The sequence below is a fragment of the Patescibacteria group bacterium genome, from assembly GCA_041653535.1.
In the GTDB taxonomy this organism is placed as follows: domain Bacteria; phylum Patescibacteriota; class Patescibacteriia; order JACRDY01; family JACRDY01; genus JBAZFH01.
Genome location: JBAZFH010000008.1, coordinates 1 through 10,950 on the forward strand (window position 1 = coordinate 1; position 10,950 = coordinate 10,950).

At 41.0% G+C, this 10,950-nt stretch carries 15 protein-coding genes; 13 read left to right on the forward strand and 2 right to left on the reverse strand.

Features of this window, described 5'->3' with window-relative positions; translation table 11 throughout:
- The first annotated feature begins 300 nt into the window (after positions 1-300).
- The 13 genes from WC310_05445 to WC310_05505 all read left to right on the forward strand — a co-directional run bounded on the left by WC310_05445 (position 301) and on the right by WC310_05505 (position 9,070).
- Positions 301-1,185, forward strand: coding sequence for a hypothetical protein (locus tag WC310_05445; protein ID MFA5359226.1), 885 nt, complete (start codon positions 301-303; stop codon positions 1,183-1,185).
- Between the two features lie 17 nt (positions 1,186-1,202).
- Entirely contained in the window at positions 1,203-1,742 is a 540-nt protein-coding gene (locus tag WC310_05450; GenBank protein MFA5359227.1) for a hypothetical protein, read from the forward strand.
- Positions 1,743-1,763: 21 nt separating this feature from the next.
- Positions 1,764-3,146: a hypothetical protein gene (locus WC310_05455; GenBank protein ID MFA5359228.1), complete on the forward strand. Its 1,383-nt coding sequence runs from the start codon at positions 1,764-1,766 to the stop codon at positions 3,144-3,146.
- A 7-nt stretch (positions 3,147-3,153) separates the two neighbouring features.
- Positions 3,154-3,939 (forward strand): hypothetical protein, encoded by a 786-nt coding sequence (locus WC310_05460; protein ID MFA5359229.1) that lies wholly within the window; start codon positions 3,154-3,156, stop codon positions 3,937-3,939.
- Positions 3,940-3,949: 10 nt separating this feature from the next.
- Positions 3,950-4,261, forward strand: a complete 312-nt coding sequence (locus WC310_05465) for a hypothetical protein (protein ID MFA5359230.1) — start codon at positions 3,950-3,952, stop codon at positions 4,259-4,261.
- A gap of 16 nt (positions 4,262-4,277) precedes the next feature.
- Complete coding sequence (locus WC310_05470; GenBank protein ID MFA5359231.1) at positions 4,278-4,715, forward strand: phospholipase D-like domain-containing protein; 438 nt, start codon at positions 4,278-4,280, stop codon at positions 4,713-4,715.
- Between the two features lie 12 nt (positions 4,716-4,727).
- Positions 4,728-5,090 carry a hypothetical protein gene (locus tag WC310_05475; GenBank protein ID MFA5359232.1) on the forward strand — a complete coding sequence of 121 codons (363 nt, stop codon included), beginning with the start codon at positions 4,728-4,730 and terminating at the stop codon, positions 5,088-5,090.
- A gap of 140 nt (positions 5,091-5,230) precedes the next feature.
- Positions 5,231-5,794 (forward strand): hypothetical protein, encoded by a 564-nt coding sequence (locus tag WC310_05480; GenBank protein ID MFA5359233.1) that lies wholly within the window; start codon positions 5,231-5,233, stop codon positions 5,792-5,794.
- Between the two features lie 65 nt (positions 5,795-5,859).
- A complete protein-coding gene (locus WC310_05485) occupies positions 5,860-6,453 on the forward strand; it encodes a class I SAM-dependent methyltransferase (protein MFA5359234.1) in 594 nt (197 codons plus the stop codon).
- 4 nt (positions 6,454-6,457) lie between these two features.
- Positions 6,458-6,640, forward strand: a complete 183-nt coding sequence (locus WC310_05490; protein MFA5359235.1) for a hypothetical protein — start codon at positions 6,458-6,460, stop codon at positions 6,638-6,640.
- A 66-nt stretch (positions 6,641-6,706) separates the two neighbouring features.
- Positions 6,707-7,438 (forward strand): glycosyltransferase, encoded by a 732-nt coding sequence (locus WC310_05495; protein ID MFA5359236.1) that lies wholly within the window; start codon positions 6,707-6,709, stop codon positions 7,436-7,438.
- A 12-nt stretch (positions 7,439-7,450) separates the two neighbouring features.
- A complete protein-coding gene (locus WC310_05500; protein ID MFA5359237.1) occupies positions 7,451-8,536 on the forward strand; it encodes a glycosyltransferase in 1,086 nt (361 codons plus the stop codon).
- A gap of 276 nt (positions 8,537-8,812) precedes the next feature.
- Positions 8,813-9,070, forward strand: coding sequence for a hypothetical protein (locus WC310_05505; protein ID MFA5359238.1), 258 nt, complete (start codon positions 8,813-8,815; stop codon positions 9,068-9,070).
- An 85-nt stretch (positions 9,071-9,155) separates the two neighbouring features.
- Here the strand turns inward: WC310_05505 and WC310_05510 are convergent, their stop codons facing one another.
- Together WC310_05510 and WC310_05515 are read right to left on the reverse strand one after the other, a co-directional pair.
- A complete protein-coding gene (locus WC310_05510) occupies positions 9,156-9,383 on the reverse strand; it encodes a hypothetical protein (GenBank protein MFA5359239.1) in 228 nt (75 codons plus the stop codon).
- A 47-nt stretch (positions 9,384-9,430) separates the two neighbouring features.
- A complete protein-coding gene (locus tag WC310_05515) occupies positions 9,431-10,057 on the reverse strand; it encodes a transglycosylase SLT domain-containing protein (protein ID MFA5359240.1) in 627 nt (208 codons plus the stop codon).
- Positions 10,058-10,950: the final 893 nt, after the last annotated feature.

A 10,950-nucleotide genomic window follows, 5' to 3' on the forward strand; every position in this document is an offset into this window, starting at 1 on the left:
TCCGATTTTCCCTTCAATATTTGATTTGTAAATACTCCCTGACTCTTTCCAACCTTCTCGGCCTCGGCTGTGTCGTATCGTGCATTAGGGCTCTTCAAAAGCCCGGCAAATCGACGCCTGACTGGAAACGGCACGCTTGCGCTAAGCTTTTCTGGATAGACGGCTGGCAATCGCGCCGTTAGGCGCGCACAATATTATAAAGTGCCGCGCCGCGCGCGGACTCCTATCGGTTTATTAAGTGCCCTCGATTAAGTTCCGTAAAATATTGATTTTCTTCGTTCAATTTGGTATAATTACGTTATGGCCAAAACAAGCTATGTTGATATTCCGGTCGGTGATGTTGACGCTTTTTATTCCAATGTTCAGGCAGGCGACCGCTTCACTTACTCTCGGATACGGAAAAAATCCGTTCTTTTGTCAGACGCAAAAAAGTTAGACCTCGCTGGGCGGTCGCTTCTTTCCGTTGTTGGTCCGATGTATAAAAATTTAGATTCTGCCGTCAAATTAGCTTGGAAGAACGCCGGCGCAGTTATTGGGATGAAGGCGTATAATCTTTTTGTTCAAGACCAATGCGCGCGAATCAAGGCCGGCCTTGCTGGAGAAGCAACCCCTTCGCTTCTTCATCAATCGTTTGTTGGCCAGCTTCACATTGAATCCCCGGCCACTGAATTGAAGATTGCGCAATTTCATCCTGATCACTATTTCGTCAAGCAAAAAGTTCCCGGTTTCAAAAATATGTATTCTCCGGTCATGATCACGGAAAGCCTTGCGCTTCCTCTCTCGATTGGTTTAAATTATAAATCTAATCTCACGGCGCAAGGCGCCGGTGCTTTCGCCAAATTTTATGCTTATATCCATTATCTCTATCAGGGTCGCGACCTTTATTATACTCTCTCTGTTAATCTCGATCTTCTCGCTGATTGGAATCGTGTTTCCGCGGTACTCAATACGATTATTACCCGAGCCGTGCATTATGATTTGTATATCCATTTGTTTAACGTATCTGGTGATCTTTTCTTTGACAATGTTTCTGCCGAGCATAGCGGAGTTAATTGGTGCCGTGATCCTTTTTGTAAAGATATAAATCAAGGATTCACTTCCGCTTTTTATCAAGTTCCTAAACATTGGACGGGCGTCATCGCCCCAGCCGGCACTGAATTTGAAAGTGTTTATAAAGATTTTTAATTTTGAATTATACCATTATGACTAATTTTCCTAATAGCGTTTATTCTCCACGTTTGAAAGAGAATCGCCCCGGTGTCGTTTATGACTCCGCGAAAAAAACCGTTACTTTTGTTGAAGATATCACTAAACTAGAAGATGAGGTCATTGCTATTGAAGAAAATCTTTCCGATAAAATTAATCGTATTTCTCATATTTTTGTCTATCCAAAAGGTACCGCTTCACCCCTTCTTACTGAGGATATATTTAGATTTATTGTCCCTCAAGATTTAAATGGCTACAAAATTGTAAGCGCTCATGCTGCCGGAACTTCTGCCGCTTTCGGTGATTTTTTTCTTCTTAATATTCGTAATTCCCGGCTTTCTCATTCTATTTTTATAGATTATGTTGCTATTGATGAAGGACAAAAAACAAGCTATACCGCTGCTGATCAGCCTGTTATAAATCCTTCCTATGACGATCTTCAAACTGGTGATGAGTTGATTTTCGACTGTGATTCTGAGTATGGATCCATTGAAGGTCTTCAAGTTTTCCTTACTTTTCAAAAAGTAATTATTTAATTTAATTTAATTTTAAAATTTATGACAGACTTTCCTAATAGTGTTTATTCTCCTCGTGAAAAGGAAAATCGCTCTGGTGTCGTCTATGACCCTACTAAAAAAACAGTTCTTTTCGTTGATGATATAAATAAGCTTGATGATGAGGTTGTTTCTATTGAAACTGCTCTTTTGGCTGGTACCGCTTTACCTTCCGGTGTTCTCACTAATGGTTTAATTAAATCTCAACGAGTCAATAGCGCTGATCACTTTTTTGAAGGTTTAAAGATTGGTGATTCTTTTTATAGATTTTTTATTGACGCCTACGGTTCTATCTGTTTTGGAGGAAAAGGAAGTGAAGCTCCTTTTCATAAATTTAGTAAAGATTCTCAAAATCCTGAATTTTTAAATTATCAAAATATAAAAGGTCCTCTTAGTATTTTTATTATTGATAGTGATACTTATGCTGACACTGAGGACGCAGAAGCTACTTTAACTTTACGTGTTAAACGTGCAGGCAATAGTGAATTTTTAGATATTTTTAATAATCATTATACCTCCTCCGGTGATGTTCTTTTCGGTATTTTACTGCAAAAAATTCAAAGTGGATCCTATCGTGATTTTCTTTTTGGCTATTATGATTCTGCTGATACTGATCCCACTAACCAAATTAAGCGTGCTGAAAGATTTTATAAAATATCGCCTAATTGTCCTGCTGGTGCTACTACTTCCCGTGTTCGTGGCCAGTTATATTTTAGACCTCCTAACGGTGATGATGTCGCTAGTGCCCATGTTCATCTTGGTGCTGGTGTCGGTGGTGATGTTGTTGGTTCCGCTCCTTTAAAGATTGACTCCGGACCTCTTTTGACTACTCCGGAAGATGGTGCTATTGAAAAATATTCTGGTGGTTTATTTTTTTCTAATTCTCTTGGCCGATTTCCTTTAGTTGAAAAATATCTTTATGCTCGTGTTGTCGGTTTAACTTCTGGAAATTCTGCTGGTGGAAACATCACTCAGAATATTAATTCTTTGCCTGCTGGTATTTTAAATAGTATTTTTTCAAAGATTATTATTGAGTCCTGTGTAAGTTTTGGCTCTGCTTCTGAAACTAAAACTTTTACTATTTCTATTACTGACGGTACAAACACAGTCAATCTTTTGTCCACTGGCTTCACTACTACTGCCACTAATCAGGGTGGAAAGATTATTGTTAACTTATTGAGGGAATCAGCTACCACTTGTAGTTTTGACGCTACTATGCATATCGGGCAAGGTCTTTCTAGCGGTGCTTTAGTTCGATTTAATACTGTTAATTTTGGTTCACTTCCCACTTTGGATTTTTCTCAGCCGCTTACTATTTCCATAGTTGCCGCTTCTGCCACTGCTTCCAATGTCGTTATTAGAAATTATGAAGTAAATTTAACCTAATTTTTCTATGGCAAATCCTGTTTGGGGCGAACTCGAAAAAGCCCTTGATGACAATCAAACAATCCTCGAGGCAATCGATGAAAAAATTGCCGCTCACGAAGCTGATGAGGAGGCACACCTTGGAGCTGGCGAAGCCTTACAGTCGCACCGTGCCAGTGAGATTATCGATCACGCGGCCGGTTCTGTGTTTGGCGACAAATTTTCAAACAAGGAATTTGCTTTAAATTTTCCGTTTGAAAGTCTTGACAAATACAGCAAAAGCGTTGCCGGAGTAAACAGCGATATAGCAGGTTTTCGACTTGATACCGGATCTACTATAAACACCGCTCGTAAATTGAGCGCTTTGGCTCAATATTCAAATAATTATTACAATGTCGGTCTTGACGGTGTTTTTCAATTTTGTGGGCATTTCTACGCTGCCACTAATCAGCTTGCATATATTCTTGCCGGCGGCAATGGCATTGATTGCGATCCTCCGGGGGTAGGTTTTAAAGTCGTCAATGGCACTCTTTACGCCGTTGAAACTGTTTGGGGTGTTGAAGATTTTGAGGAATACACTGCTGAGATTTCTGGAATAACCGTGACTTCCGAGCATGTCTATCGTGTCCAGTACGTCGCCGCCGATAACGCCGCATACTTTTTTGTTGACGGCGTTCTCAAAACTTCGCTTGTTTTGCATTCCAATGAAGACGTTGGTTTGGTGATGTTCAGCACGTATATAAAAAATACTGCAGCCGAGCAAAAACAGCTTTGGATTCACGGTGTTTATTTCTCTCAAAACCCGATATCTTAATAAAAACATTATGAAAGTGATTGCGCCATTAATGAGCAAAACGGCTTCCGGCAGTATTGGAAATGTCTTGACTTTTTCAAAAAAAAAATCCGGACAAATGTGCCGGTTCCAGAGGAAACAAAAGAGTTCCGAAAGTGTAAACCAAGCGCCTCAGCGTGCAGCTTTTTTAAATGCGATTTCTATTTGTAATAACATGGATTTTGGTGTTCTCTTTTTCGGAATTTCTTTTTTTGGTAATCAATTGTCGCTCTATACTGCCGAAGCAGAAAAGCGCCATATCACGGAGCAAAATCAATGTGCTAGCGAGATTTTAAATAATTAATAAAAATACAAAGGCTATGAATTGTCAAAGTATTGAAACCGTGTTAGGCGGTGAATTTCCCAAAAAAGTAATCCCTCTTATTCAAGAATCAAAGCAAAGCATTAAAATCATCGTCTTCGATTGGCGTTGGTATCCTGTTGACCCGGGTTGCGCTTGTCAGCAGTTTAATAATGCCATTATCGCCGCCAAAAAAAGACATGTTGAAGTTTCAGTTTTGACTAATTGCAATGACGTTTTAAATATACTCCGGAGAGAAGGCATTGTTGTCCGCAAGCCTCTTTCGCGTCGACTTCTTCACTCCAAACTTTTGATTGTTGATGATCTGCATTTAGTCATCGGCAGTCACAACTACACTCAAAACGCTTTTACCAGTAATTTTGAAGCAAGTGTAATTTTGCGCGATTGTGACGATCTCAAACAATTTATTTCTTATTTTAATTCTTTATGCCGATAGGCGAAATATTCGATGACTCTCTGTACTCCACTCGAGGCGCTCCGTTCTGTCCGCGCTTGGAAAAAATTCGATTCCCCAAACGGCTACGGCCTTGCCGTATACGGCTTTTCATATTTTGGACACAATAATCCTTTTTCCGGTATCTATCAGCGCCGGCGCCGTCGTGGCGGCGTTTCCATTACTCGGATGAAATTCTATCGACCGCCAGTTTCTCGCACTGAGGGGCAGGCCGCTCTACGTGATAAATTTCAGTCCGCCGTTAATGCTTGGCAAGCCCTTAGCGACGCGGAGCGTGAAGAATTGAGGCATTTGGCTTGCCGGCGTAGTAAGCGCGGCTATAATGTGTTTATCACTCAATACTTAAAAACCCATTAATTTATTAGCAGAATTTAAAAAAAGGCGCTTGCGCCTTTTTTTAAATTCTGCTATAATACAGTTATAATTAATAAATTAAAGGGCGAGATCTAAAATAGGTCGCTCGTACCTTCACAAATTCAGAGGACGTTTCGAATACTATGGCTAAAGTAACCGGGCCTTTGTATTCCATGAGCGCCAGCGGTAAGCTGGGTGACGCCATGGTGTACTTCGCCTGGAAAGGTATTAACGTAGTCCGTGGCTTCGTCATTCCTACTAACAAAATGTCGGCTTCTCAAGGTGATAACCGCATTATGTTGGGTGGTACTGGACGGGCTGTTGGCGAAATTAAACCTGCGAAAGCTTTTGCTCAGCAACTGATTGACTTGGGACTTATCCCTGGCGGACAGACTAAGCAAAGCTTCTTGGTCAAGTATATTTTGGATCATTACCTGACTGATGCGACGGCCTACGTCGCCCAGTTGTCGGCTCTTACGAATCATACTCGTTATGATTCTTTCCAAGCCGGCGCCGATACTCTCGGTTTGGTGGATTTCGATCTGGACTATGCTTCCACTGTTGCGTATAATAAAGCTTTGGGGCTCTACCTCATTGCCAAATCTGCAATCGCTTTAGGCTTCACTGGAACTCCGTACACTCTGGCTTTGGCTTCGTGGGTAACCGCGTCTGTCGACTCCATGATCTCGGATTTCACCAATGCTTAAATTCCACTAAAAGCGTCCTTTGTTTTTCTAAGGACGCTTTTATTTTATGTCTTCCAACCACTTCAATGAAATTTACAGGCGAAAGAGTCGTGCCCAGCGAAATGGCAAACGATCCTCTTACTTATCAGCAGCACTTAATGCGCTACGCTTGGGCCTTGCGCTTCTGCGTTGGCTCTGCGGTGCTAGACGCCGCTTGCGGAGCTGGCTATGGTTTGGACCTTATTAGCGGCGTTGCTCGTGCCGTGATCGGCTTTGATAATAATCTCGACGCTCTGGACTACGCCAAAAAAATGTATAAATTTTCCAATCGGCCGTCTATGTTCCTTCAAGTCGATTTGGAAAAGGTTGATTTCTGCAATTTCTTCGGACAGAATCCAGTCGATTGCGTGGTGTCATTTGAAACCATAGAGCACCTTGATAATCCTGACTTTTTCCTAGAAAACGTCAAGAATATTCTTCTTCCCGGCCAGCGATTTATTTTCAGTATTCCAAATGCCAGTGCTGTGTCGTTTCACAAAAAAATCTATGACCTTGCTGGCGCCAAAAAGTTAATCAGCCGCCACTTTAAAAACGTCGAGTGGTACGGTCAAGAGCCGGATTATATCGGCGATATTTCCGAAGGCTCTGATTTCTTTCTCGGCGTCGCCACTAAAGAATAATCATATGGCCAAAGTCATAAAACAAGGCATTATTCATCGGATAGCTCATTGTCGTGATTGCTCTTGGGCCAATGGAGATTTTAATAATGCGCTTTCTCTCGCTAAAAGGCATGCTGACTCTACTGGTCATACAATAGATATTGAAACTGGATCTTGGACAGTTGTTTCTAGTGATAAGAAAAAATAATCTAAAAAAAAATACTGTGTTGACTATTGCCTGGCCATAGTCAACACAGTATTTCAAAATATTTTTATGCCAAAGTTTTCAATTATTATCCCTTATGCTGGTCAGTTTGAAATGACCCAAAATTGTATTGTCAGCATAAGAAAAAATAGTTTTGATTTTGAGATTATCGCCATAAACAATGGCGGTCGGTCTGCTGGTCTTGATTGTGATTATATCATTAATAATGATGATAATTTAGGTTTTCCCAAGGCAGTTAATCAAGGAATTAGACAGGCCAAAGGTGAAATTATTGTTATTTTAAACAATGACACTATTGTCACTCCTCAATGGCTCGATCGTCTTGCAGCTCATCTCGAATACGCCGATATGGTTGGCCCAGTTTCAAACAATGTTTCTGGCCCGCAATTAATATCTTACCCTGGCAATAATAACCCTATTTCAATTCAGATATTCGGTGATCAAAATTATTATAATAATAAGCTGCAATCCCGGCCGTGGTATCGTCTCGTTTTTTTCTGCGTCGCCATTAAGCGAGCAGTCATTGATAAAGTTGGCCTTCTCGATGAACAATTTAGCCCTGGCAATTTTGAAGATGATGATTTTTGTCTGCGAGCAATCGAGGCCAATTTTAAACTTGTCATTGCTGACGATGTGTTTATTTATCATCTTGGCAGCCAAACCCACAAAAGCCTAAATTTAGATTATCAAGCTCTTTTAGACACTAATCGAGCTAAATTTAATGCTAAATGGCCGGTTGCTGTCCAACAGCTTTTGCGTAGTAATTCGCTTAATTATTAATCTAAATCTATTATGGAAAATAATTGTCTTTTATCTCTTGTGATGATTGTCAAAAATGAGGCCAAAGGCTTAAGGGCCGCAGTTGAGAGCTGCAAAGATTTTGTCGATGAAGTCGTGATTCTTGTTGATAATAAATCTTCTGATGATACCCTGAACATTGCTGAAAATCTAACTGCTCGTGTTTATAGATATGCCTTTTTTGATAATTTCAGCCTTGCTCGGAATCTAGCCGCTGAACATGCCCGCGGAGAGTGGATTTTGTACATTGACGGCCATGAGCTCGTAAAGAATCCGGAGAATATCCGGAAATACCTCCAAAAAGGCCGTGACGGCGTTTTGGTGCGTGTTAAAATGGAAAATGGCACAATGTTCCCTGCATGCCGATTATATCGCCGTATCTTCCAATTTGAGGGCGCTATCCACGAACAGCTTAACTGCAAAGATACGGTTGCCGCTACTGATTTTATCATTGAGCACCACCGTGAAGATTTGCAAGATCAAAAAGCCAGTGAAGAGCGTGCAAAACAGCGTGATGAGCAAATGCCTAATATCATGGGGGCTCAGCTTAAGAAAGATAATAAAAATACTCGTGCTTCTTTCCATATGGCTTTATTTTACGAAAGCAAGCAAGATTGGAAAAAAGCTTTGAAGTATCAAAAAAAGTATCTCAAATTTTCAGATGTTCCCGGCGGTCGTTGGTTTATTTATTATCACATGGCTTCTTGCCTTATAGAGCGCAAGCAGTATTTTCGCGCTTGGCTGGCCACCTGTGCCGCGGTTGCCATAAACCCATATCGCTGGGAAATTTCCGAACTCCGTGCTATCATTTTTTTCCGTCAAAAGAATTGGCATAAAGCTACTGATTATTTTGTTGAAAGCTTTAATGAAAATAAAGGAGAAGTCAGCTTTTTGCCCAAACAGCGCAATAATGCGATGACTTGGAATTTCATTGGCGAGTGTTTTTTCAACCTTGGCGAGTACTGGAAAGCCAGTGAGTCCTTTAAAAGTGCTTCTAAATTTTGTGAAGACCCTGCATTTAAAGATCTTCTTTCTCGCCGTTCCGATTTAATGTTTAAAATGGCGGAAAATAAAAAATAAAATAGGGCACTTAAGCCCTTTTAACAATACTTATATGGATCGTTCTGTCGTCAATGGCGCCTTTGGTGTCATAAAAGAGCAGATTGGAGTCATTGAGGCCGAATTGGCCAAAGAATCCCCGACTGTTTAAAAATTTTCCTCCTGTCATTCTTTAAAAAACAGCCCGTCTTTATCCGGGCTGTTTTTCTTTTTTTCCTCTTACCCCTTGACGGCCGTGGGGGGGTAAGAGTATAATTAAAGATAAGGAGGAAAAGACCTCCAGTAAAATATAAATATATGGGTTATGGAGCTTATGGATCTCGTCGCAGTGTACCGGGCCAAAAATTGCTTGAATTTTGGCAGCATAAAATTAAATCTTTCGATTTTCCTAATTCTTATAATTCCGGACATATAAAAATTAAATCTGTTTATTGTAAAAAACCCGAATGCAAATCCTGTCCCCACTCCTTTTATGCATACTATGTTTCCTATTGGGGAGAGAAATATCTTGGTGTCTGTGATAAGGACGGATATCCTCGCGAGAAAAAACAATAATCACTCTTACCCCTTTGAGGTCAGGACTGAAAGGGGTAAGAGTAAAAAAAAAAACCACCGGTCTTTGGACCGGTGGTTTTGCATTTTATATCAATTTTTCTTGTCTATTTACTTTGAAGATCATCTCCTGTTTGCACTTTTCGCACGTGTGGTTTATTAAATATCCATTCGGCCAGCCGCCAAAAATATTTTGCTGCTGTCCGCACTCTGGGCAATTGCCTCTTAAAACCTCAATGCCTGTCTGTTCAGGCATTGCCTCAATTACTCTAACATTATTTTGCATAGTCCTCTTTTTATGCTGAGATTTAAACATCTCTACTCTTTAATTATATCGCATTTTTTGGAAAAAGTCAAGGGGTATTACATTGAATATTTTCCTTCTTTATTCCAACATTTAGCCGACGCTTTCCACCAATTTAAATGCCCCTGCTTTACCGCTTTTAAAAATAGATCTGTCGCTGTTTCCGGATTAAACGCCATTTCGTCCGTAATTTCCGGGTGATAATAATCATTCCACTGGTACAATCCACGATCCTTTGATCCGCCCGTATTGACATTAATTGCGTCCGGCTTTAAGCCGCTTTCACATCTCGCTACAGCTACCGCCAAATTTTCATCTATGCTTGCCTGCTGCGCTTTCCAGCGTATCATTGACTCAATATCCCTAAAGACTGGCTTCTGGCATTCTATCTCTTCGGTCTTTTCCTCTTTTGTTTCCCCTAGTTCCAAAAATGCCGCCGATTTTTTTTTCAATATTGCCGCCAGTAATTGCGGCCCCATGAATCCCGCCATAAATGCCGTTTCCGGTGATCCGTCCACGTAGTACCCAGCAATTGCCCCGACAATCATTGAGCCAATAACGCCCAAAGAGAAGCGCGCGCCAATTTTTTTTGGCAATTCAACACAATTATCTTTTAAAAGCTCTGAAGCCAGTGCTCCAATCGCTCCGGCCAAAATTATTAACGAAATTTCAGAATATGAGAACATATTTATACTATAAATAATCGTCACCCCCTAGACCTGTTTGCAAAAGGACACTCCCCCCCTTTCTTTCAAAAGAAGGTTCGTGCACCTTTACCCGTAAAGAGGTTTTTTCCCCCCAGACCCGGCCTGTTTAGAGGCGGCCGGACCCCAGCGTAATGGATGAAGAAACTTGAAAGCTCACTTGAGCCCGATTGGTTGGGAGTGTCCTGCAAGGCGTCCCAATTCTTTAAAGCCGCAATCTTCATTTAACACTCAACGGCTGTTATATTTTATTTTCTTATTCTACTTCTTTTCAAAAATTACGTCAAATTTTTTTCTCTTGCCAAAAAAATCATATTGTGTTATTATTTAAATCGAGGGTAGATCAGTTTTCTGGTCCTCTGGAAAACTGATCTATTTCTTAATCTTAGTCTTGCGGGATTTTTTAAAAAGCAGAGAATGGGAGTTCTCTGTTTTTTTTTGTTTTTCGTTTCTTTCGCCCAGTCGCCTCAGCGACTGGATTCTTTTTTTGAAAGAAAAGACGGCCCGCGCTAGAAGACCTGACGCGCACTAAAGCCGCGAGTGCGAAGCACTCGCAAAGAATGGCGGGCCGCGCAAGAACTAAACACGAGCCGACCAAACCAAAAACTTTGCGTATTGTACCAATATTATTTTTTTTTTAATTTGTCGGGGGTTTGGGGGAGTCATCCCCCAATTTTTTTCGGGGTGGCAAGAGGGGCATAGCCCCTCCCTTATATTTTTTTTTGCCAGCCGTCTATCCAGTGAAGCTTAGCGCAAGCGTGCCGTTTCCAGTCAGGCGTCGATTTGCTGCACGATACGACACAGCCGAGGCCGAGAAGGCTTTGGAATGAGTCAGGGAGTATTTACAAATCTTTTTTTAATTTAGGAAAATCGGT

What these genes read in the sequence shown, in the direction of transcription:
- WC310_05445 (MFA5359226.1), top strand. Translation starts at nt 301, where the DNA reads ATGGCCAAAACAAGCTATGTTGATATTCCGGTCGGTGATGTTGACGCT.
- WC310_05450 (MFA5359227.1), top strand. Translation starts at nt 1,203, where the DNA reads ATGACTAATTTTCCTAATAGCGTTTATTCTCCACGTTTGAAAGAGAAT.
- WC310_05455 (MFA5359228.1), top strand. Translation starts at nt 1,764, where the DNA reads ATGACAGACTTTCCTAATAGTGTTTATTCTCCTCGTGAAAAGGAAAAT.
- WC310_05460 (MFA5359229.1), top strand. Translation starts at nt 3,154, where the DNA reads ATGGCAAATCCTGTTTGGGGCGAACTCGAAAAAGCCCTTGATGACAAT.
- WC310_05465 (MFA5359230.1), top strand. Translation starts at nt 3,950, where the DNA reads ATGAAAGTGATTGCGCCATTAATGAGCAAAACGGCTTCCGGCAGTATT.
- WC310_05470 (MFA5359231.1), top strand. Translation starts at nt 4,278, where the DNA reads ATGAATTGTCAAAGTATTGAAACCGTGTTAGGCGGTGAATTTCCCAAA.
- WC310_05475 (MFA5359232.1), top strand. Translation starts at nt 4,728, where the DNA reads ATGACTCTCTGTACTCCACTCGAGGCGCTCCGTTCTGTCCGCGCTTGG.
- WC310_05480 (MFA5359233.1), top strand. Translation starts at nt 5,231, where the DNA reads ATGGCTAAAGTAACCGGGCCTTTGTATTCCATGAGCGCCAGCGGTAAG.
- WC310_05485 (MFA5359234.1), top strand. Translation starts at nt 5,860, where the DNA reads ATGAAATTTACAGGCGAAAGAGTCGTGCCCAGCGAAATGGCAAACGAT.
- WC310_05490 (MFA5359235.1), top strand. Translation starts at nt 6,458, where the DNA reads ATGGCCAAAGTCATAAAACAAGGCATTATTCATCGGATAGCTCATTGT.
- WC310_05495 (MFA5359236.1), top strand. Translation starts at nt 6,707, where the DNA reads ATGCCAAAGTTTTCAATTATTATCCCTTATGCTGGTCAGTTTGAAATG.
- WC310_05500 (MFA5359237.1), top strand. Translation starts at nt 7,451, where the DNA reads ATGGAAAATAATTGTCTTTTATCTCTTGTGATGATTGTCAAAAATGAG.
- WC310_05505 (MFA5359238.1), top strand. Translation starts at nt 8,813, where the DNA reads ATGGGTTATGGAGCTTATGGATCTCGTCGCAGTGTACCGGGCCAAAAA.
- WC310_05510 (MFA5359239.1), bottom strand. Translation starts at nt 9,383, where the DNA reads ATGTTTAAATCTCAGCATAAAAAGAGGACTATGCAAAATAATGTTAGA.
- WC310_05515 (MFA5359240.1), bottom strand. Translation starts at nt 10,057, where the DNA reads ATGTTCTCATATTCTGAAATTTCGTTAATAATTTTGGCCGGAGCGATT.